The 19775-nt window shown below is 68.1% G+C and carries 21 protein-coding genes; 11 read left to right on the top strand and 10 right to left on the bottom strand.

Annotated elements, in window-relative coordinates:
- Positions 1 to 153: 153 nt before the first annotated feature.
- Entirely contained in the window at positions 154 to 1218 is a 1065-nt protein-coding gene (locus tag P0R32_RS15600; RefSeq protein WP_276239574.1) for a phosphotransacetylase family protein, read from the bottom strand.
- A complete protein-coding gene (locus tag P0R32_RS15595) occupies positions 1215 to 3323 on the bottom strand; it encodes an acetate--CoA ligase family protein (RefSeq protein WP_276239573.1) in 2109 nt (702 codons plus the stop codon). The genes P0R32_RS15600 and P0R32_RS15595 overlap by 4 nt, the downstream gene beginning before the upstream one ends.
- A 340-nt stretch (positions 3324 to 3663) precedes the next feature.
- Here P0R32_RS15595 and P0R32_RS15590 point away from each other — a divergent pair, with 340 nt between their 5' ends.
- The 3 genes from P0R32_RS15590 to P0R32_RS15580 all read left to right on the top strand — a co-directional run bounded on the left by P0R32_RS15590 (position 3664) and on the right by P0R32_RS15580 (position 6364).
- Entirely contained in the window at positions 3664 to 4755 is a 1092-nt protein-coding gene (locus P0R32_RS15590; RefSeq protein ID WP_276239572.1) for a sulfite exporter TauE/SafE family protein, read from the top strand.
- Positions 4756 to 4851: 96 nt separating this feature from the next.
- Positions 4852 to 5856: an NAD-dependent epimerase/dehydratase family protein gene (locus P0R32_RS15585; RefSeq protein WP_276239571.1), complete on the top strand. Its 1005-nt coding sequence runs from the start codon at positions 4852 to 4854 to the stop codon at positions 5854 to 5856.
- Between the two features lie 64 nt (positions 5857 to 5920).
- A complete protein-coding gene (locus P0R32_RS15580) occupies positions 5921 to 6364 on the top strand; it encodes a universal stress protein (RefSeq protein ID WP_276239570.1) in 444 nt (147 codons plus the stop codon).
- Positions 6365 to 6367: 3 nt separating this feature from the next.
- On the opposite strand, the gene P0R32_RS15575 is transcribed toward P0R32_RS15580, so the two are convergent.
- The 3 genes from P0R32_RS15575 to P0R32_RS15565 all read right to left on the bottom strand — a co-directional run bounded on the left by P0R32_RS15575 (position 6368) and on the right by P0R32_RS15565 (position 8381).
- Positions 6368 to 6907, bottom strand: a complete 540-nt coding sequence (locus P0R32_RS15575; protein ID WP_276239569.1) for a hypothetical protein — start codon at positions 6905 to 6907, stop codon at positions 6368 to 6370.
- Positions 6908 to 6966: 59 nt separating this feature from the next.
- Complete coding sequence (locus tag P0R32_RS15570) at positions 6967 to 7671, bottom strand: endonuclease III domain-containing protein (protein ID WP_276239568.1); 705 nt, start codon at positions 7669 to 7671, stop codon at positions 6967 to 6969.
- Between the two features lie 104 nt (positions 7672 to 7775).
- A complete protein-coding gene (locus P0R32_RS15565) occupies positions 7776 to 8381 on the bottom strand; it encodes a class I SAM-dependent methyltransferase (protein ID WP_276239567.1) in 606 nt (201 codons plus the stop codon).
- Between the two features lie 263 nt (positions 8382 to 8644).
- Between P0R32_RS15565 and P0R32_RS15560 the strand changes: the two genes are divergently transcribed.
- Positions 8645 to 9004, top strand: a complete 360-nt coding sequence (locus tag P0R32_RS15560) for a DUF7344 domain-containing protein (RefSeq protein ID WP_276239566.1) — start codon at positions 8645 to 8647, stop codon at positions 9002 to 9004.
- Positions 8985 to 9362: a HalOD1 output domain-containing protein gene (locus P0R32_RS15555; protein WP_276239565.1), complete on the top strand. Its 378-nt coding sequence runs from the start codon at positions 8985 to 8987 to the stop codon at positions 9360 to 9362. The genes P0R32_RS15560 and P0R32_RS15555 overlap by 20 nt, the downstream gene beginning before the upstream one ends.
- Before the next feature lie 315 nt (positions 9363 to 9677).
- Here P0R32_RS15555 and P0R32_RS15550 read toward each other — a convergent pair whose 3' ends face one another.
- Positions 9678 to 10103 carry a DUF7970 domain-containing protein gene (locus P0R32_RS15550; protein WP_276239564.1) on the bottom strand — a complete coding sequence of 142 codons (426 nt, stop codon included), beginning with the start codon at positions 10101 to 10103 and terminating at the stop codon, positions 9678 to 9680.
- Positions 10103 to 11002: a ParA family protein gene (locus P0R32_RS15545; RefSeq protein WP_276239563.1), complete on the bottom strand. Its 900-nt coding sequence runs from the start codon at positions 11000 to 11002 to the stop codon at positions 10103 to 10105. The genes P0R32_RS15550 and P0R32_RS15545 overlap by 1 nt, the downstream gene beginning before the upstream one ends.
- Positions 11003 to 11505: 503 nt before the next feature.
- Between P0R32_RS15545 and P0R32_RS15540 the strand changes: the two genes are divergently transcribed.
- From P0R32_RS15540 to P0R32_RS15530, 4 genes are all read left to right on the top strand, one after another.
- The gene (locus P0R32_RS15540) at positions 11506 to 14664 is read left to right on the top strand and encodes a bacterio-opsin activator domain-containing protein (RefSeq protein WP_276239562.1); all 3159 of its coding nucleotides are present in this window, start codon (positions 11506 to 11508) and stop codon (positions 14662 to 14664) included.
- A 70-nt stretch (positions 14665 to 14734) separates the two neighbouring features.
- A complete protein-coding gene (locus P0R32_RS15535; RefSeq protein WP_276239561.1) occupies positions 14735 to 15019 on the top strand; it encodes a HalOD1 output domain-containing protein in 285 nt (94 codons plus the stop codon).
- 1 nt (position 15020) lies between these two features.
- The gene (locus P0R32_RS17980) at positions 15021 to 15224 is read left to right on the top strand and encodes a DUF7576 family protein (protein WP_432765142.1); all 204 of its coding nucleotides are present in this window, start codon (positions 15021 to 15023) and stop codon (positions 15222 to 15224) included.
- A gap of 202 nt (positions 15225 to 15426) precedes the next feature.
- Positions 15427 to 15765 (top strand): MarR family transcriptional regulator, encoded by a 339-nt coding sequence (locus tag P0R32_RS15530; RefSeq protein ID WP_276239560.1) that lies wholly within the window; start codon positions 15427 to 15429, stop codon positions 15763 to 15765.
- Positions 15766 to 15811: 46 nt separating this feature from the next.
- Here P0R32_RS15530 and P0R32_RS15525 read toward each other — a convergent pair whose 3' ends face one another.
- From P0R32_RS15525 to P0R32_RS15515, 3 genes are all read right to left on the bottom strand, one after another.
- Positions 15812 to 16261, bottom strand: a complete 450-nt coding sequence (locus P0R32_RS15525) for a peroxiredoxin (protein WP_276239559.1) — start codon at positions 16259 to 16261, stop codon at positions 15812 to 15814.
- Positions 16262 to 16439: 178 nt separating this feature from the next.
- The gene (locus P0R32_RS15520; RefSeq protein WP_276239558.1) at positions 16440 to 17021 is read right to left on the bottom strand and encodes an NAD(P)/FAD-dependent oxidoreductase; all 582 of its coding nucleotides are present in this window, start codon (positions 17019 to 17021) and stop codon (positions 16440 to 16442) included.
- Between the two features lie 148 nt (positions 17022 to 17169).
- Positions 17170 to 17484 (bottom strand): hypothetical protein, encoded by a 315-nt coding sequence (locus P0R32_RS15515; protein WP_276239557.1) that lies wholly within the window; start codon positions 17482 to 17484, stop codon positions 17170 to 17172.
- 350 nt (positions 17485 to 17834) lie between these two features.
- On the opposite strand from P0R32_RS15515, the gene P0R32_RS15510 reads away from it, so the two are divergent.
- Both P0R32_RS15510 and P0R32_RS15505 read left to right on the top strand, forming a co-directional pair.
- Positions 17835 to 18896: a hypothetical protein gene (locus P0R32_RS15510; RefSeq protein ID WP_276239556.1), complete on the top strand. Its 1062-nt coding sequence runs from the start codon at positions 17835 to 17837 to the stop codon at positions 18894 to 18896.
- A complete protein-coding gene (locus P0R32_RS15505) occupies positions 18896 to 19357 on the top strand; it encodes an Hsp20/alpha crystallin family protein (RefSeq protein WP_276239555.1) in 462 nt (153 codons plus the stop codon). Before P0R32_RS15510 ends, P0R32_RS15505 begins: the two co-directional genes overlap by 1 nt.
- The last annotated feature ends 418 nt before the right edge of the window (positions 19358 to 19775 follow it).

Here is a 19775-nt window from a genome sequence, read left to right as displayed (position 1 = left end):
CGCAGCAAAGATAGCCAATCATTGTGTAATCAGCGCTCCTCGTAGCTAACGTAGGATAGGTGCTCGGAAAACTTCTCGAAATCCGACTCATATCCAGGTTCTAAATTGTCAGTGTTTAAAAACAAAGATCCGCACCAGCGTCCCCCGACTTGCTCAGCCGTCGCTCCCGATCAGCGCATCCACGTCGGCGTGGTCCTCCAGCAGGTCACGCATCACCTCGATCGTCTGTGCGTCGCGCGTCCGCCCGCTGCGGATCACGTCCTCCGCGCGTTCGACGGTGGTGAGCGTGTCGCCGGGCACCGACAGGACGGGCAGGCCGGCCTCCTTCGCCTTCCCGAGCACCGACCCGGACGGACGGTGCCCGCCCGTGAGCACCAGACAGCGGACGCTGTTGGCCTCGATAGCGGCGGTCGCGATGTCGGAGCGGTCGCCGCCGGTGATCACGGCGGCGTCGCGGGCGCGCCGGAAGTGGCGCAGCGCCTCCTCGGCGCCCATCGCACCGACACTGAACCGCTGGACGAGTCGGTCGTCGTCGCCCTCGACGAGCACCTTCGCGCCGAGTTCGTCCGCCAGTCTGGACACCGTGACGCCCGACAGTTCCCGGGCGACCGGGAGCGTGCCGACCGTGTCGACGCCCTTCGTCGAGAGGAACGGGGCGACGTCGGCCTCCACGTCCTCGTAGACGGCGTCGCCGACGCGGTTGAACAGCACGCCCGCGAGGCGGTCGCCGATGTCGTCGACCGCCGCGAGCACCTCGTCGAGGTCGCCCGGTTCGTCGTACTCTGCGACGAGCACGACCTGGGCGTCGAGTTCCTCGGCCACCTCCGGGTCGGTGAGGTCGACGACGCCGCCGGTGCGGACGTTGCCGCCACCCTCGACGAACATCGCGTCGGTCCCCTCGCTCACGTCTGCGTACGCCTCGCGGATGCGTTCGCGCAATTCATCCGGGTTCTCGCGCCCGCGGATCGCCCCCTCGATGAAGGTGGGCGAGTAGACGACCGGCTCCATCTGGTGCATCTCGGCGTCGGTGCCGAGCAGTTCGCGCGCCAGCATCGGGTCCTCGTCGAGCGTCTTGCCGACGACGCTCTGGAGGCGCGTGCCCTTCGGTTTCATGTAGCCGACCTCGCGCCCGCGGTCGGCGGCGATGCGCGCGAGCGCGAGCGTGACGGCCGTCTTGCCGGTGCTCTCTGCGGTGGATGTGACGAGTAACGGGTTCATGACTCCAACTCCTCGGGGTCGACGGTGAGTCGCAGGTCGACGGCCCGGACCCCGTCGGGCGTCGCGACCAGTGGGTTGACGTCCAGTTCCACGATGCTCGGGAAGTCCGCGACCAACTGCGAGACGCGCCGCACCGCGTCGACGACCTCGTCGATGTCGACCGGGTCACGGCCGCGGGCGCCGCGCAACAGCGGCGCCGCCTCGATCTCTTCGGTCATCTCACGGGCCTCATCGGCGCCGACCGGGGCGAGTCTGAAGGTGGTGTCCTCCATGATCTCGACGAATACGCCGCCCAGCCCGAACATGACGAGCGGGCCGAACTGCGGGTCGCGGTGGCTCCCGACGATGGTCTCGACGCCGGCGTCGAGGTCGATCATCTCCTGCACCTGCACGCCGAGGATCGTCGCGTCAGGCTGGTAGTTGCGGGCGCGGGCGATCAGGTCCTCGTAGGCGTCGTCGACCTCCTCGACCGGGACACCGACCTTGACGCCGCCGATGTCGGACTTGTGGAGGATGTCGGGGCTGACGATCTTCATCACCACCTCCTCGCCGATCCCCTCGGCGACCGACTGCGCCTCCGCGGCATCGTCGACGACGCGGCCCTCCGGCGTCGGAATGCCGTAGGCGTCGAAGATCTCCATCGCCTCGACGCCCAAGCGGTTGTCCGAGCGCTCCGTCACCGACGAGAGGATCTCGCGGACCCGCTCGCGGTCGGCGTCGATCGGCTCCGGCTCGGGGTACGAGCGCCCGCGGACCTCGCGGTACTCGACGAGCGCCTCCAGCCCACCGACTGCGCGGGCAGGGTCGAAGTACGACGGGACGCCGCGGTCGCGGAGCACGTCGCGGGCATCGGCGAGTCGCTCGCCGCCCATCAGGCAGGCGGCCATCGGGACGCCGTGCTCGTCGGCGGCGTCGGCGATCATCTCGCCGAGTTCGCCGAAGTCGAGCGTCGCGGTCGGCGCCGTAATCACGGCCACGGACCCCACGTCGGGGTCCTCGGCGGCGATGTCGAGCGCCTCGCGGAACCGCTCGACGGTCGCGTCGCCGATCACGTCGACCGGGTTGTACACGTTCGCCTCGTCGGGCATCGCCTCGCTCAACTCGTCGACGGTGTCGTCGTCGAAACTCGCGAGGCGGAGGCGCTCGGCGTCGCCGACGGCGTCGGTCGCCATCACGCCCGGGCCGCCGGCGTTCGTCACGACGGCGACGCCGTCGGACTCGGGGAGGTCGCCGCCGGCGAGCGCGCGGGCGGAGTCGAACAGCTCCTGCACCGACTCCGCGCGGAGCACGCCCGCGGCGTCCAACCCGGCCTCGTACGCCTTGTCGGAGCCAGCGATGGCGCCGGTGTGGCTGGAGGCCGCCTGCGCGCCGGCGTCCGTCCGCCCGGACTTCACGACCGCGACGGGCGTGTCGTCGGTCGTGTCGCGGGCGGCGTCGACGAACGCGCGGCCGTCGTCGATGCTCTCCAAGTAGCCGACGACCACGTCGGTGTCGGGGTCGTCACCCCACGCGCGCACGAAGTCCGTCTCGTCGAGGACGGCCTTGTTGCCCAGCGACACCACGTCCTTGAACCCGAGGCCGGCGTCTTTCGCCCAGTCGACGACGGCGGTGACGAACGCGCCCGACTGGCTCATGAACGAGACGCCGCCTGCGGGCGGCGCGTCCGGGCCGAACGTGGCGTTCATCCCCGACGGACTCGACATCACGCCGAGGCTGTTGGGCCCGACCAGTGCCATATCGTACTCGTCAGCGACCGCGCGCAACTCGCGCTCGCGGTCGGCACCCTCGGCGCCCGTCTCGCCGAACCCGGCGGTGAGCACGACGACGTGGCGCAGGCCAGCCTCGCCGCACTCGCGGGTCACGTCGACCACCAGCGACGGCGGGACCGCGATCACCGCCAGGTCGGCGTTCGCCTCGGCGACGCCCGAGACGCACGGTTCGCCCAGCACCTCCTCGCGGTTCGGGTTCACCGGGACGGTCGTCCCGTCGAACCCGTCGAGGAGGTTCTCAGTGACTGCCCGACCGACCGATCCCTCGCGGTCCGTCGCACCGACGACGGCGACGCGCTCGGGGTCGAACAGCCCTGCGACACCCTCACTACCCATCGGCCACCTCCCGGCGACACGGGCGAGTGGCGGCGCCGCGGCGACTCCCCGACCGTACCGGGGGCCGTCGACAGCGACGACCGCTCGACCGCGTCGCGACTCGTCTGGAACACATCGTCTCCGTCCGGCGGTTGGCCCCGCCCCCTGAAGTATCTGCTCGCCGTTCCGAGTCGTCGGGACTCAGCGACACCGCCGATCCATGATCCTCGGTCACACGTCTGTCAGCGGCGCTGAACCTCAGAGATTAAATACTGCGCCCCCTGCACTGTCTCTCACCACGCCCGTCACGACCCATCGCTACGTCGCGACGGGTGTCCCATCCCATTCTGGACATCTCACAATGACATCGTCCACGACAGACGAGCTCGTAGAGACGTTCCTCAGGTACCAGCACCTGTTCGTACTGACCGCCCCGGTACTGTTCGTGCTCGGGGTGTACTTCGCAGCGCCGACACCGGCCGACGCCGGAGCGAGCTACTGGCTCGAGTTCTGGTGGCTCCTCCCGGTGTTCATGCTCGGCGCCACCATCGTGAACACGGTGGGGATCAGCGGCTCGGCGCTGTTCGTGCCGTTCCTCATCTTCCTGTTCCCGCTAGCGGCGAAGCCGTTGAGCCCCTCGGAGATCGTGCTCGTCGGCCTCGTCAGCGAGTCGTTCGGCCTTTCGAGTTCGGCGCTCGCGTTCGTCCGCTACGGGCTCGTCGACCGCAAACTCGCGTTGACGCTCGTCGGGGGCGGCCTCCCGTTCGTCGTCGGCGGCGCGGTCGCGTCGTTCGTCATCCCCGAAACGGTGTTCTACGGCCTGCTCGCGGTCGCGCTGCTGGCGGCGTCGTACCTGCTGTTCTCGGCGGACCTCGGCCACGGCGACCACGACGACGCCGGGTCGGACAGCGGGGCCGACGCCGCCGCCGACGGCGGCGACCGCGACCTCCCGGACGACGACGCCAAGCCCGGTCCCGCGGGCGTCGAGACGGACGCCGACGGGGTCGTCACGCGGGTCGACAACGACGGCAACGAGTACACCTACGAGCGTGACGGCTACCTCGAACGGTTCGGGAACTACAGCATCGGCGGCGCCTTCCAGGGGCTCGCCGGCTTCGGAATCGGCGAACTCGGGATCATCTCGATGCTGCGCACCGGCATCCCGGTTCGGATCGCCATCGGGACGAACCACATCGTCGTCGCCGTCACCGCCGTCATCGCGTCGCTCGTCCACGTGTTCGGCGGCGCGTTCATCGACTTCGGCCACGCGCTGTCGCTGCAGAACATCCCGTGGAACATGGTCGTGTTCACCGTCCCCGCGACGGTGGTCGGCGGCCAGATCGCGCCGTACGTGTCGACCGCCGTCGACACCTCGACGATCAAGTCCGGCGTCGGCGTCCTGTTCGCCATCATCGCGGTCGCGCTGTTCGGCATGGCGCTGGGCATCGCGTAACCGTCCGACGCACCCTCGTTCCGCACACACGCCGCCGACACCGGCGTCAGGTCGACGCCCCTGTGGGTTTAGCACCGTGGCACCTGTGGGGACGCTGTGAACGTTCTCGTCATCGGCGGTACGGGGCTCATCAGCACGGGGATCACGCGACAGTTGGTCGACGCTGGCCACGACGTGACGTGTTTCACGCGGGGGCAGACCGAGACCGACCTCCCGGCGTCGGTCGCGTTCGTCCACGGCGACCGCGACGACCGCGACGCGCTGGAGACGGCTCGCGACCGCGTCGAGCCCGACTGCGTGATCGACATGGTCTGTTTCGACCCCGAACAGGCCGCCGCTGCCGTCGAGGTGTTCGACGGCGTCGACCGCTACGTCTTCTGCTCGACGGTCGACGTGTACCACCGGCCGCTCCCGACGAACCCGGTCACGGAGGACGCACCGACCGACCCCCCAGTGAGCGAGTACGGCGCCGACAAGGCCGCCTGCGAGCGGGTGTTCGCGGCGGCCTACGGCGACGCGTTCGACGTGACGACGATCCGGCCGTGGAGCACGTACGGAGAAGGCGGCCCCGTGTTGCACACCTTCGGCGGCGGCACCTACTACCTCGACCGGCTCCGAGAGGGCAAGCCCATCGTCGTCCACGGCGACGGGCAGTCGCTGTGGGGACCGTGCCACCGCGACGACGTGGCGGCGGCGTTCGTCGCGGCCATCGACACCCCGGCCGCCCGCGGGGAGACGTACCACGTGACCAGCGAGGAGGTGATCACCTGGAACCAGTACCACCACGTGGTCGCCGACGCACTCGGCGCCCCGGAGCCTGAGCTGGTCCACATCCCCACGGACGTCCTCCTCGCCGCCGCGCCGGAGCGAACACAGGGGCTCCGGGACCACTTCCAGTTCTCCACGGTGTTCGACAACGCGAAGGCGCGACGCGACCTCGAGTTCGAGTACACCGTCTCGTTCCGCGAGGGCGTCGAGCGGACGATCGCCCACCTCGACGAGAACGACGAGATCGAGCCGTGGGACAGCGAGGACGACGACGCGATCGTCGAAGCGTGGCGGGCAGCGCGCGAATCGTTCCTGACCGAGGTGGGCGCGTGACCGTCGGCGACTCCTGACCCTGAGCCACCGACGCTTTTCCGTCCGCCGTTCCAACGCCTACGTGATGTACGACGACCTGCTGGTTCCGACCGACGGGAGCGACCGAACCGACGCCGCCGTCGACCACGCAGTCGCGCTGGCGCAGGCGTTCGACGCGACCGTGCACGTCCTCTCAGTCGTCGACACGCGCAACCGCTTCGAGAGCCCCTCGGCGGGCGTCGCCGCCCAAGCGTGGGTCGACGCCGAGCAGGAGCGCGCAGACGAGGCCGTCGCTCGCGTCGCCGACGCCATCCCAGACGACGTCGCCGTCGAGACGGTGACCCGTGAGGGGACGCCCACGGCGGAGATCACTGGCTACGTCGAGGAGACGCCCATCGACGCCATCGTCATGGCCACCCACGGCCGCAGCGGACTCGACCGCTACCTGATGGGCAGTGTCACCGAGAAGATCGTCCGCTCGTCGTCGGTCCCCGTGCTCACAGTGTCGGGCGCGACCGACGACGAGTGAGGCTCACTCGAAGCGACCGAAGTCGATCACCGTCGGCCCCGCCTGACTGACGCCGTCGGCGCCGCGACACGGCGGGTCGGCCCCGGGGTCGAACGCCCCGTCGCCGTCGGCGTCGGCGTGGCGGACGACGCGGACCGCGTGGCGCTCGTCGAACGCGCGGTCCAACAACAGTGTGGCGCCGTCCACGTTCGTCGTGTCGTTGCGCTCGTTCGTCGTCGCGAGCGTCCCGTGCGGTTCGCCGTCGACGTACGCGACGAGCAACAGCGACGTGTTCGCGGGGACGGTGTAGCCGACGCGAACCACGTCAGACGACCAGAAGTACGGGTCGCCGAGTCCCCAGAACGCGAGACCGACCGAGCCCTCGCACTGGACCGCCTCCGCCGCGAGGCCGAGGTCCGCAGGCGTCGCGGGCGGCGTCCCGGTAGGGGTCGCAGCCGGTGTGTCGGTGTGCGTCGCAGTGGGCTGGTCACCCCCGGTCGCGGGCGCGAGACAGCCGCCGGTCAACAGGAGACAGAGGACGACCAGGTGGAGGGCGCGAGACATCGCAGGTTAGTGAGACGCAAGTGCGAACCAAATGTCTTTTGACTTACACGGTCGGGGGCTCAGCACCCCTCGCACTCGCAGTACCGCTCGCAGACGGGGTTGGTACAGTCGGGAGACCGCGCCGAACAGTACGTCCGCCCGTGCTCGATCAGCAGGACGTGCAAGGGGTAGATCAGTTCGTCCGGGACGAGATCGTCGAGCACGTCGTGGGCACGGGCGTTCGACGCCGACACCGGCACGAGGCCAAAGCGCTTGGAGACGCGCTCGACGTGGGTGTCGACCGCCATCGTCGGCTTGCCGAAGTGGAAGTTGAGGACGACGCTGGCGGTCTTGGGACCGATCCCTTTGATGTCGGTGAGCCACGCCTTCGCCTCGTCGGTCGCCATGGCGTCGAGGAACGCGAGCGAGTAGGCGCCGCCCGTCTCCTCGCGAATCGCCGCCAGCGCACGCTGGATCCGGGTCGCCTTCGTCTCTGCGAGCCCCGCCACTCGGATCGTCTCCGCGAGTTCGTCGAGCGGGGCGCTCTCGATGGCTTCGAAGTCCGTGTAGGTGGAGAACAGCGCCTCCGAAGCGCGCGCGGTGTTCGCGTCCGCGACGTTCTGTGAGAGGATCGTCGTCAGGAGTTGGCGGACACCCTCGCCGGGTTCTGCGTCGCTGTCGGCGCCGTGGGCGTCGCTCGCGCCCACCGGACCGTACAAATCGACCAGTTCCTGATGGAGGTCGCGCACGGCCGCTTCGTCCCACTCCGCGTGCTGACTCGCCATGATCGTGTTCGGGACGGCCGGCGTTTCAACGTCGCGGCCGCGGCGGTCCGGCGACCCAGCATTCGGCGATCCGGCGTTCGGCGGTCCAGCGACACCGAACAGGCTCAGTCGTCAGCCGTCAGCGTCGCGAACACGAACTCCGTGCCGCTGCCGAGCGGGTCGTCCGCGGTGACGGTGCGGTCCACGACGAACCCCGCCTCGCGAAGTTGTTGGAGCGTCGTCGCACGACCGGGCGCCGAGAAGAACATCCGACCGCCCATCCACCCCGAGCGCACCGTCTGGAACCGACCGGACGGAAGCGTCATGAGGAGGCGCCCGTCTGGGCGGAGGACGCGGGCGAACTCCCTGTACACCGCCGGGTGGTCCGCGCGGGGGACGTGGAACACGGCGTGGTACGCCGTGATCGCGTCGACCGTGTCGTCGTGGAGCGGGAGGGCGGTCATCTCACCGTGGACGAGTCGGGCCGCCTGCACCGTCGTCCGCGCGAGGTCGAGGCCGGCGCGCGAGACGTCGAGGCCGATACTCCCCAGCGGGAGGTTCGCGAGCGTCCGGGCGCCGTCACCACAGCCGACATCGACCACCAGCGCCGCGGGCGGCAGTTCAGCGATCAGGTCGTCGATCAGTGCCGCGTCGGAGCCGGTCGGGTCACGACGCCGGGCATACGTCTCGGCCACCTCGTCCCAGGCTCGCCGGACGGCTCGTCGGTCCATGACGGTCCCACGGGTGGCGACAGCTTGAGCTCTCCGCGGGTGTCAGCGGACCGACGAGTATCCGAACCGGAACGCCGCCGGCGCTCGCCGTGGACGAGGACGTATCCGGACAACCTGCGGAGACACGTATCGGAACGGTACTGCGGAACAACACTTTTGTATATTGAACGCAGTTTTTGATATAATGGGTGACTGTTGTGGGTGGTTCCATGGGTGAGAGTGCCGATCGGACACGTGACGTTGCTCCCCCGGCCATGTTGGATATGGACCACGTCTTCGAGGCGCTCGGGCATCCCCGCCGCCGGTACCTCTTGTACACGCTGGAGACGGACGGGTCGCGGACACTGTGGGGAATTTCGAAGCGTATCGCCGCGTGGGAAGGTGAGATCCCTGAGGATTCAGTGAGTGCGGAAGCGACCGAACGGGTGTACGTCTCTCTCTATCACAACCACGTGCCGAAGCTCGCGAACGACGGTATTGTCGCCTTCTCGGAGGCTGAGGAGACGATCGAGCCCGCGTCGAACGCCGAAGCGGTTCTGGCCGTCCTCGACACGATCGGCGGGTACGAGGACTCGAAGCAGGAAGACCACGCGAGAGAGAAACATGGCGAAGGACTCAGCTGAGGAGAGCGACAGCATGGACGCCACACCCAGCGACAGCGCGACTAAGGAGTCGGTGCCGCAGGACGTCGGGTGGGACCTCGTCGAGCAGCGCTCGTTCGACGTGACGGCCGACGACGGACTCACGACGACCATCGTCTATGCCGTCGCCGAAGCCGAGGGTATCGCGCCCAGAGACCTCAAGCACCCGCCGCTGTTCGACGTTGTCGACACCGCGTCGCTCGAAGCGGCTTTCTTCGGGAACCACGACAACCGGCGGAGCCACGACCCCAACAGTTCGACGGAGTTCATGTACCGCGACTACCGTGTCGTCGTCCGGAGCGACGGCTGGGTGCAGGTCTACGAACGATCCGGCGAGTAGCGGCGGCGTCCGCCGGTACCGAGTCACGGGGTCCGCCACCCGGCCCCGTGCTTGGGCTGTATCGTTCTCCGTGGGGGTCCCCCGCGTCACGAGCGCCATCCGTGCGCCAAACGCCACGAGGGTCGTAGCCACGACGCTCGCGTCGAAACGTGACGACGCCGTGCGAGAGCACCGCTGCGGCGTGTACCGCCCGACCGACGCCGATTGCCGCGGGAACGCCCCGGTCGGTGGTGTCGACGGGAGTCGAACACTGACCGTGCCCGGCCCCAGTCACTGCGTATATCGAATATCGGTATATCGATCGGATGGGGTCGCTTACCGATCGATGCCGCGTTCGCTGAGCACCTGCTCGGCCACTTCGTCGGCGTGGTCGGCAAGCACGCGGAGTGCGGCGTCGTGCAGTTCCCGCTTCGGGGCGTCCCGCACGTCGTTGCGCCGGAGCGCCGTCTCGACCTGGATCGCCAGCGCGTCCTCGAAGGCGTCCCACGCCTCCTGTCGGGCGTACAGCGGGCGCTGTCTCGCCTCGTCGAATCCGAACGCCGGGTCACTCGGATCCTGAAGCGCGGTCGGCTCCGGCTCAGTCGTGGTCTCGGGCGTCGGGTCGCGGTCGACGGCGTCCGCGGACCCGTCGCGTTCGATGGTCTCGTTCGTCAGTGTGGTGTCGGTGTCGTCGCTCGACGACTCCACGTCCGTCGCCCCTGCGTCCTCCTGTTCCGCCTGGTCGAGGTCGTCGAACGCCATCAGTGGGCCACCTCCTCGCGCCCGCCGTCGCGGACGATCCCGCCGCGCTCGACGATCTCCGCCAACTCGGCGTAACAGGAGAGCTGGTCGCAGCTGCCGTCGTAGTCGCGAAGCGGTTGGCCCGCGTCGTTGGCGTCGTCGATCGCCGACCGGTACCGGATCCCCGGGAGCGGGCCGTCGTAGCTCCCGTCGTCGATGGCCGCCCAGTCGTCGTCGGTGAGCCGACAGAACTCGGGGACGACGCTGTCTGCGATCCCCATCGAGTTGATCTCCTCCAACAACGCGCGGTCGCGGCGGTCCTGGTCGAGTCGCTGGGAGAGCCCCGACGGGACGACCGCGAGGATGTCCAACTCGAAGTACTGTCGCGCCTCCTTCACCAATCGGTTGACGGTGTTGTGGATCCCCGAGTCGTACCCCGTCTCCGGCCGCACCGGGATCATGAGGTTGTTCGTCGCGAACAACGCGTTCTCGTTGAGTTTCCCCTGGTTGGCCGGGCAGTCGACGACGATGTAGTCGTACTCCTCGCCGAGCAACGGTTCCACGACCCGTGCGTTCAGTCGCGTGGACCCGCCCATCGCGTTCTTCAACTGCGTCTGCACGTCTTCGAGGTCCTGATGAGCCGGGAACAGGTCCAGCCCATCGACGACGTTCACGACCGCCTCCGTCGGGTCTGCCTCGTCGAGCAGCACCTCGTGGACGTGGTTCGTCTCGGCCTCGTACGCCTCGGCGAAGCCGAGGTTCTGGGTCATGTGGCCGTTGTCGTCGAGGTCGACGACGAGCGCCGACCCGTTCCTGTGCGCCAACTCGCGGGCGAGGTTGATCGCCGTGGTCGTCTTCGCGAACCCGCCTTTGAGCACGCCGACCGCGACGGCGCGGGGTTCGGTTTCGTGTGCGGACATGGTGTCTCCTCCGTCGGCCCCGTCGACCGAGATACCGAAGATAGCTGAGGTGCCTCCGCCACCTCAGGTAGCTATCTTCCGTGTCTCGGCTCCCCTGACCCGGGTCGTCGTCGTCGACTCCCGGTGGACCGGCGTTCGGACGAGAGTACCGAGTCATCCTACAAGAAGGTACGCAAGACATCTGAGCCACCGTAGCCAGATACGAGAGCTACAATAGCTTGCTCAGCTGAGGTAGCTACCTAAGGTACGGTACCAGAGGGAGCCAGCGGAGCCACTGTAGGCGCCGTAGCCACCGGAGCCGAGGTGCCGGAGGAAGCGGGCCGAGCCACTCGTCTCTGAAAATCCGTATCTAAGTCACCTAAGGTAGCTAAGCGAGCTACCCCATTCACCTATTCCAACGTTCTGAGGCCGCTACCGCCGGAACTGGACAGATCAGACGATCGGTGCGATGAGACAGACCACCGGACAGGTGATAGTCTCAGAGCGCGTGTGGGGCGTGGACCATGGTGTTCGACGACAACCGCGGGGGCACGGGGGAGAACACCGACGCTGGACGGGTGAACGCCCCCGACCGAGAGACACCGCGGGGGGCGTCCACTGGGGACGCCGGGGAGGTCACCGAGGAGATGTGCCGGGCGCTGGAGCGGATCGACGGGGTCGTCGTGAGCGTCGACACTGAGTGGCTGATCACCTACGCCAACGAAGCGGCGGCGGCGACCGCGAGCGTCTCGACGAGTGCGCTGGTTGGGGAGTCGCTGTGGGAGGTGGTACCCGGTGCGAACGAACGGACGTTCCAGAGCGCTCTGCAGACCGCCGCGACGACGGGCCGAAGCGTCGACGGCGTCGAGTTGCACATGCCCGACGGTGAGGCGCTCGTCTGTAGCGTGTTCCCGTCGTCCAGCGGCACCACAGTGGTTGCGCGAGAGCACGCCGGTCGAACACCGTCGTCGGCGCTCGCCGGCGACGTGAATCTCCTCGTCGAGGGGCACTTCTCCATCGACACCGAGTGGCGGGTCGTCGAGTGGAACGCCGAGATGGCCAACCGGACCGGGTTGGCGGCCGCGGACATCGTCGGGACCGACCTTCGAGACCTGTTCAGCGGCGACATGCACCGGACCATCGGCGAACCGTTCCGACGTGCGCTCGAGACCCAAGAGTCGACCGTGGTCGAGGCGTATATCATCGGGTTCGACTATTGGGTCGAGATGACCGTCTACCCCTATCCAGAGGGGTTGTCGGTGTACTCCACCGACGTGACCGAGCGGCGCATCCGGGAGCACGAACTCCGGGAGACGAACGCACGACTCGACCTCGCGCTGGACAGTACGAACACCGGCATCTGGGAGTGGGACCTCGATACGGACACCGTGCTGTGGCTCGGTCCGACCAGTCGGCTGTTCGACCTCGACCCCGACGCGTTCGACGGGACGCTCGCGTCGTTCCTCGAGTTGGTCCACCCCGATGACCTGGAGTCGGTCGAGGCGGCCATCGAGGGGTCGCTAGCTGAGCGCGGGTCGTACCGGATCCAGCACCGAATCCGACTCCCGTCGGGCGAGTCCCGGTGGCTCGAGGGGCGCGGCGAGGTGCAGGTCGATGCCGTTGGAGCCCCCAAGCGGATGACGGGTGTCGTCTTTGACGTCAGCGAGCAGAAGCGGCACGAACAGCGCATCCGCGAGAAGGAGTCACGGCTGCGGACCTTAGTCGAGAACGCGCCGGTGATGCTGTTCGAGTTGGACCCGGACGGAGTGGTGACGCTGCTCGACGGGAGGGGCGCGGCGGCGTTGGCGTACGAACCCGACGAAGTAGTCGGGCAGTCGGTGTTCGACCTGTACGCCGACCACCCAGTCGTCACCGACGCGGCGAGTCGGGCGATAGCCGGAGAGCCACACCGGACGGTGATGGATCTCGGCCACGCCGTGCTCGACGTAGCCTACGAGCCGATCATCGACGATACGGGGCACGTCTCACAGGTCATCGGTGTCGCCACCGACGTTACGGCGCTCCGGCAGAAAGAGCGTACCCTGACGGCGCTCAACCGGTCGAGTCGGCAGCTGCTGGCCGCAGACTCCGTCGACGACGTCGCAGGCGTCGTGGTCGACGCCACAAACGACGTGCTCGGACTCGACACGGCGGAGGTACTCCTGGTCGACCCGGAGTCGAACAGCCTGACGAGCGTCGACACCGTCGGTGGTGGAGACGGCGATGGGTACGGTCCCGGATCGAAGTACTGGCGTCACTTCGTCGAGCGTGACCCAGCGGACACCGTACTCGCCGAAGACGGAGAGGTGATCATCCCACTCGGCGAGCACGGCCTCGTCGTCGCCGAGGCGCCCGAGGGGTCCGCCGATTGCGACGACTCGCGCGAGGTGATCGAACTGTTCGCGGCGGCGGCGAATGCGGCGTTCGACCGAGCAACCCGCGAACAGTCGTTGCGCCACAACGAGGCAGTGCTTCGCCAGCAGTCGCAACGACTCGAACAGCTCCACGAACTCAACACCCAGATCCGGAACGTGGAGCACGTGCTCGTGATGGCCGAGGACCGACCTGCTATCGAACGGGGCGTTTGTGAACGGCTCGTCGATCCCGAGCGGTTCGCGTTCGCCTGGATCGGCGCCGTCGAAGACGGAGCGGTCACGCCGACCCACTGGGCGGGGACCGAACGCGGCTACCTGCCGGCGATAGACCGCCTGAGCGACGCGAACGAACCAGCCGCGCGCGCCGTCCGGACACGTGAGCCGGTCGTCGTCGACGACGTGGCCGCACGACTCGATGGGGCGTCGTGGCGCAGAGAGGCGCTCGCCAGCGGCTACCGTTCGGTGATGAGCGTCCCCCTCGTGTACGACGACCGACTGTTCGGCGTCCTGTCTGTGTGTGCGGTCGATCCAGACACGTTCGGCCCGCTCGTGCGCGGGGTGCTGGTGGACCTCTCGGAGACGGTCGCGTACGCGATCGACGCCGCCGAGACCAAGCGGGGGTTCCTCACCGACCACGTCGTCGAGGTCGCCGTCCGCAGCGAACGGGTTCGCGACCCACTCGCACGGATCGCCCGCGACACCGGAGCGCGAGTTCGCTTCGACGGCGTGGTGTCCGGGTCCGGCGGACGCCGCGTGTTCTTCACGGTCGACGAGGCCGACGCGGAGACAGTCGTGGCGAGCGCGGAGGCTGACCCGTGCGTCGAGTCCGTCGATGTGGTGTCGGCGACCGACGACGGTGGGGTGTTCGAACTGGTGTCGGCCGCCGCACTGTTCGCGACCGAGGTGGTGGACCGCGGGGGCGTCCCGCTGTCTATCGAGTCGCACGGCGACGAGACGGCGGCGGTGGTCGAACTCCCACACGGTGCGGACGTGAGCGCGTTCGTCGAACTGTTGCGACGGCAGTACGACGACCTCACGTTGACCGCTCGACGCGACCGGGAGCGCGAACCAGTCACGCGCGAGTCGTTCCGGGCGGCGTTTGAGTCGGCGGTCACCGACAGACAGTTGGAGGTGCTGGAGACGGCGTACTTCTGTGGCTACTTCGACTCACCGCGGACGATGACCGGCAGCGAGGTCGCTACGACACTGTCGATCACACAGCCGACGTTCACCACGCACCTGCGCGCCGCCGAACGGGCGTTGCTGGGGATGATCGTCGCTGATCAGCGGGTCGAGTCTAGATACTGAGTCCCGCCGATGGGGTGAGGCGTACAGTCCAGCGTCAACCGTGATACCGATCCCCGACTTCGGGCAGGGTATGTCACTAGGTACCGTCCGAACGACCGTCGAGCGGGATCGCGACACGGCGATCAGCGACGCGGTGATCACCGCGCTCGCCCAGGGGCTGGACCGAGACCCGGTCGACATCGGCCCGCTGTACACGTGGATCGACCCCGACGCACTCGATGCGGTGTTCGACTCGCCGGTCGGCGGCGGGGAGCGCAGCGGCGGGCAAATCGCGTTCGAGGCTGCAGGTCTCCAAGTCGAGGTCGTCGTCGACCCGGACACCGTCACGGTGTTCGTCGCTACACTCGAGGTGTGACGTGGCGCAGGACCCGACGGGAGACCAGCGCCCTCCGAACCACCAGCGGGCACACACGACCGTGTGCACCACGTGCCGGGGACGGATCGACACCACCCAATGGTACCCGATACGGACGGAGGTGATCGACGAGACGGTTCGACTCAGACCATTCTGCTGCGACCGCTGTCTCGCTGTCTGGGAAGTCGAGACGAGTACGGAGTGACGCTCGGCCGACCGAGTCCGACGACCGGGTGCGTCGCAGCGTAATCGACCCGAGCGTTGCGAGAGAATCTACTCCGGTGACATCGGTGTAACTGGGTGACGTGCACGCCCGGAAACGGGTAAGTCACTACGGGCCCTACCACGTATCGAGACCGCAGTGTTCCGACCGCTGTCGGGCACCCGGCGGCGGTACTCGTTTCACCATGGCCAGCCCCCACAGAACCCAGACAGAGACGGACGAGGCGGAACCGAACACGAGCGGCGAGGACGTCACCGACGACGACGCGTTCGCCGACTTGCCTCCGAGCGCGAAGCTCGTCCACTTCGTCCTCGACCGTGACGACGAACGGACCCAGACACAACTCGTCGATGAGACCGCACTGTCGGCCCGCACCGTGCGGACCGCGCTCGGTCGCCTGGAGGACGCCGGCCTCGTCACCGAATCCATCTGCCTACGCGACGCCCGCAAGCGCGTCTACTCGCTCGCGGACGACGGCGACGACGTCGACATCGACGCGGCAGAGGTCGAGGCAGAGGCGTAGCGATACCGCTGGAAACACAGTCGACTGCGTTTCGCCGACGACCGATTCAGCCGTCGACGTAGTCGCGTTTCGTGTCGGCCAAGACCTCGCGAGCGTGTCCAGACGGGTCCGCGAGTTCGGGGTCGTACTCGGCGACGACCGTCCCGTCGGCGAGCACGAACGTTCGGCGGTCGGTGTACCCCTCCTCGACGTCGAGGCCGAACGCCTCGGCCAGTTCCCCGTCGGGGTCGGCGAGGAGGTCGAACGACAGTCCCTCCTCCTCTGCGAAGCCGGCGTGGCTCTCCACGTCGTCCATCGAGACGCCGTACACGTCGATGCCCACCTCGCGGTACTCGGGGAGCACGTCTTCGAACTCGTTGGCCTCGATGGTACACCCACCGGTGAAGTCCTTCGGATAGAAGTAGACGACCGTCGGGTCGTCGAACGCCGGTGAGACGGACTCGCCGTCCTGGTTCGGTGCCGTTACGTCGGGCGCGGGGTCGCCGGGTGTGCGCACGCGTTCGCTTGGGACGGGTCCGACATGACCGCTTCGGGCGATGCACGGGAGGACGATCCGCTCGCCCGGTCACGCGACCGGCAGATCGGGGACGGCGACAGCCACGACGGCGAAAGCCGCGAGGACGACCACAGCGACGACAGCGACAGCGACGACGCGGCGCCGAGGTCGCGACGGACTACTCGTCGGCCATCGCACCGAACACCTCGTCGGCGTCGGCGGGCACGTCGAAGTCGTGGTAGTGCTCGCCCTTCTCTTTCGAGAGGACGTTCAGCGCGGCGGCGGCGCCGTCGCCCGCGGAGATGACCGCCTGCCACTCCTCGGCGCGGACCATCGCGCCCGTGGCGTAGGCACCCTCGACACTCGTCTCCATCGTCACGTCCACGTCGACCACGTCGCCGTCGAACGCACAGCCGAGTTCCTCCGCGAGCGTTCGCTTCGCTCCAGTCGCGAGCACGAGGTACGACGCCTCGACCGCCTCGTCGTCGGTGTCGACGCGGAAGCCGTCGTCCGTCTCTGTGACGGCGGTCGCCTCTACGCCCTGCTGGCGGTCGGCGCCGAAGGCATCGACCTGGTCGCGGAGCGTCTCGAGGAACACCGATCCGTCCTGGGAGCCGATCCCGGGGTAGTTGAACAGGTGCGCCTTGTGCATCCAGGTGCCGTCCGTGTCGAGGACGGTCGCGTCGAGGCCGTTCTTCGCCGCGAACAGCGCCGCAGTCAGGCCGGCGGGGCCGCCGCCGACGATGGCTACATCAGTCACGTGATCGACATCACTCCCGAGCACAATAACGGTGTCCGCGGCGGAAGTCGCAACCGGCGTCGACGACGCCAGCCAACGGCCGACGACGACCTACGAGACACTGGCGGCGAGAGGGCCGATGTCGCCAGCACCCCAATTCCAGGCCCGGTCAGTCCTCGCTCTCGTCGGTCGCGACGGTGGGTTCGCGACCGTTCCCGTGAGGGTCAGGGAGCGACTCCCGGTGGAGGTGGTACCACTCGGCGAGGGTGCCGCGTGTCCCCTTCGTCTCGACGGTGACGGAGCCGTCGAACCCCCACTCGGCGCGCTCGGCGTCGTCGCCGAACGCCAGCGGCACGTCGACGCGGAGTTCCTCAGCTGCGAGCCTGATCCCGCCCTCGCGCTCGATGCCCTCGTCGATCACGAGTTCGAGCAGGTTGAGCCACCGCTCCGGAACGCGCCGAGTGTCGGTCGTGTCGTCGGTCATACCGGTACCAACGTGCTCCGGGTACCTGTCGGTTTCCGTCCGCGGGGTCGGGCGCGCCGAGGACCTGTGATCCACCGCTGGCCCACCACCGAGTCCGTGTGGATCACACACACGCTCGTGTCGCCGGTCGAACAACACCCCCACCTTACTCAACGTAGTCGCCACGTACGGTCTACAGTATCCACGCCAGAGCGTCTCACTACGAGCGGGTTTCGATCGGGTAAGCTCGCGACCGATTTCGCCGAGCGGTCTATAACAAAACGGAAGTCGGCACATGCACCTCACGCTCCGCTCGGGCCAGGTTCGGTCGTCGTCGGACACCGGGCCGGCGCGAGGGGGCACAACCGACTATGAGCCAGATGCCACAGCAGCAGTTCGGGCAGTATAGCACAGTGCCGGCGCCGCAGATGAGTCAGCAGATCCCACAGCAGTACCCCCAGCAGGCGCCCCAGCAGATCCCGCAGACCCAACAGCAGATCCCGCAGACCCAACAGCAGATCCCGCAGGCGTCCACGCAACAGATCCCGCAGCAGGTGGGTCAGCAGATCCCGCAGCAAGAGGCACAGTACATCCCGCAGCAGCCCGCGCAGCAGTTCGCTGGGACGAACATCCCGGTGCCGATTCCGCCGCAGGAGAACACGGCCACACAGCAGCCGCAGCAGGTTCCCCAACAGCAGGGTCAGCAGATCCCGCAGCAGGTGGGTCAACAGATCCCGCAGCAGGTGGGTCAGCAGGCCCCGCAGCAGGTGGGTCAGCAGGCCCCGCAGCAGGAGGCACAGCAGATCCCCCAGCAGCCGAGTCAGCAGATCCCCCAGCAGCCGAGTCAGCAGGTGCAGCAGGTTCCCGAGCAACCGACCCAGCAGTCGACGTTCACGTCGCTTCGCCAGCCCGAGATGTCGCCAGTGAGTCAGCCGAGCTTCTCGGCCGTCCAGCCGTCGCCGTCGCCCGCGAGCGGCCCGCAGCAGTCACCCCAGCCGCAGGGGTCGGGGCAGTTGTTGGCGCCGCAGGTCGAGATGCAGCAGCAGTCACCGCAGCCTGACGGCCAGCAGGTCGCGACGGCGCTGCAGGACCTCGAACGAACCCTCGATCAGGCGAACGTGTACGCGCTGGAGAACGGCCAGCCGTTCGTGGCCCGCGTCACGGAGGAGCTCGACGAGATAGCCGAGACCGAGCGGAAGTTGATCCTCCGGCAGTCGCCGTTCGCGGAGTCGCTCCGCCAGCCCGTGGCGGCGGCGCTCCAGCAGGGGCTCCAACAGCTCCAACAGCAGCCCGACGACGCGGCGCTGCAGGAGGTCACCGCCACGATCCAGCAGACGATCGCCTCGCTCCAGAACGGCGTCCTGCAGACCCCCGACGCCACACAGATGGGGGCACAGAGCCAGCAGCTACCGAGCTCGTCCCCCTCGAACTGATGTCGAGCTTCCCGTTCAACCAAGAGGAGTCGGACACCGGTCGCGGCGTCGACCCGGCACAGGTCGGCGAGTGGGCCCCCGAGCAGTCGCCAGCAGCAACGGCCGGACAGGGGGCCACAGGTGAGACGCAACTCCCCGTGGGCGTACCGAGCATCGACGTCGTCGACACCGACGAGGAGATCATCGCCTACGTCGATCTCCCCGGGTTCGAGGCGGACGACGTCCGGGTCCGGGTCGACGGGCAGACGCTCGTCGTCGACGCGACCCGCGAAGGTGAGATCGAAGACACCGACACGGTGCTGTTGACCGAGCGGCCGCAGTCGGTCGAGCGGGTCGTCACGCTCCCCACCGTCGTCAGAGCCGGCGGTGCAGAGGCCGAACTGAGCGACGGCGTCTGCATGATATCGCTGCCGAAGGCGGCGAACGACCGCTTCGAAGAGATCCGCGTCACCTCCGACTGAGACCGTACGCGGTCCGTGCGATGCGGCGTGGTGTGGTGCGGCGTGGTGTGGTCCGTGCGATGCGATGTGGTGCAGCGTGGTCCGCTGGACGCGGTTCCAGGGTGGTCTGTGCGAGCGGACCGAGGGTGACTCCTCGGTGACGGGAGGGTGACGCCCGCCATCCTCCCCCACCGTGTCCGCTGTTGTTCACTCGAGACACCGAGCGAACAGCGGACACGCCGGTGTGTGTCGGCGGTCGATCCGGTCCCGGGTCGGCAGCTGTGTCGGCGTCGAAGGCGTCGGATGAGGGCACAGACACGCCGATATCCGCTCGTTCCGCTCGCGTTCCACCGGTGTCAGCCGCAGATTCTGACACCTCCATGTCCGCAGTTATCTCGGGGCTCGTCCGCCGTAGCTCCCCCGTTCCGACACCACCGTG

This window comes from Halobaculum marinum, from assembly GCF_029338555.1.
In the GTDB taxonomy this organism is placed as follows: Archaea; Halobacteriota; Halobacteria; order Halobacteriales; family Haloferacaceae; genus Halobaculum; species Halobaculum marinum.
Note: the sequence above shows the minus strand (reverse complement) of the source record. Positions and strands in the feature narration are given on the sequence as shown.

What these genes read in the sequence shown, in the direction of transcription:
- P0R32_RS15550 (WP_276239564.1), bottom strand. Translation starts at nt 10,103, where the DNA reads ATGGCGTTCGACGACCTCGACCAGGCGGAACAGGAGGACGCAGGGGCG.
- P0R32_RS15590 (WP_276239572.1), top strand. Translation starts at nt 3,664, where the DNA reads ATGACATCGTCCACGACAGACGAGCTCGTAGAGACGTTCCTCAGGTAC.
- P0R32_RS15595 (WP_276239573.1), bottom strand. Translation starts at nt 3,323, where the DNA reads ATGGGTAGTGAGGGTGTCGCAGGGCTGTTCGACCCCGAGCGCGTCGCC.
- P0R32_RS15570 (WP_276239568.1), bottom strand. Translation starts at nt 7,671, where the DNA reads ATGGCGAGTCAGCACGCGGAGTGGGACGAAGCGGCCGTGCGCGACCTC.
- P0R32_RS15535 (WP_276239561.1), top strand. Translation starts at nt 14,735, where the DNA reads ATGTCACTAGGTACCGTCCGAACGACCGTCGAGCGGGATCGCGACACG.
- P0R32_RS15565 (WP_276239567.1), bottom strand. Translation starts at nt 8,381, where the DNA reads ATGGACCGACGAGCCGTCCGGCGAGCCTGGGACGAGGTGGCCGAGACG.
- P0R32_RS15540 (WP_276239562.1), top strand. Translation starts at nt 11,506, where the DNA reads ATGGTGTTCGACGACAACCGCGGGGGCACGGGGGAGAACACCGACGCT.
- P0R32_RS15580 (WP_276239570.1), top strand. Translation starts at nt 5,921, where the DNA reads ATGTACGACGACCTGCTGGTTCCGACCGACGGGAGCGACCGAACCGAC.
- P0R32_RS15545 (WP_276239563.1), bottom strand. Translation starts at nt 11,002, where the DNA reads ATGTCCGCACACGAAACCGAACCCCGCGCCGTCGCGGTCGGCGTGCTC.
- P0R32_RS15530 (WP_276239560.1), top strand. Translation starts at nt 15,427, where the DNA reads ATGGCCAGCCCCCACAGAACCCAGACAGAGACGGACGAGGCGGAACCG.
- P0R32_RS15575 (WP_276239569.1), bottom strand. Translation starts at nt 6,907, where the DNA reads ATGTCTCGCGCCCTCCACCTGGTCGTCCTCTGTCTCCTGTTGACCGGC.
- P0R32_RS15510 (WP_276239556.1), top strand. Translation starts at nt 17,835, where the DNA reads ATGAGCCAGATGCCACAGCAGCAGTTCGGGCAGTATAGCACAGTGCCG.
- P0R32_RS15515 (WP_276239557.1), bottom strand. Translation starts at nt 17,484, where the DNA reads ATGACCGACGACACGACCGACACTCGGCGCGTTCCGGAGCGGTGGCTC.
- P0R32_RS15560 (WP_276239566.1), top strand. Translation starts at nt 8,645, where the DNA reads ATGGACCACGTCTTCGAGGCGCTCGGGCATCCCCGCCGCCGGTACCTC.
- P0R32_RS15600 (WP_276239574.1), bottom strand. Translation starts at nt 1,218, where the DNA reads ATGAACCCGTTACTCGTCACATCCACCGCAGAGAGCACCGGCAAGACG.
- P0R32_RS15505 (WP_276239555.1), top strand. Translation starts at nt 18,896, where the DNA reads ATGTCGAGCTTCCCGTTCAACCAAGAGGAGTCGGACACCGGTCGCGGC.
- P0R32_RS15555 (WP_276239565.1), top strand. Translation starts at nt 8,985, where the DNA reads ATGGCGAAGGACTCAGCTGAGGAGAGCGACAGCATGGACGCCACACCC.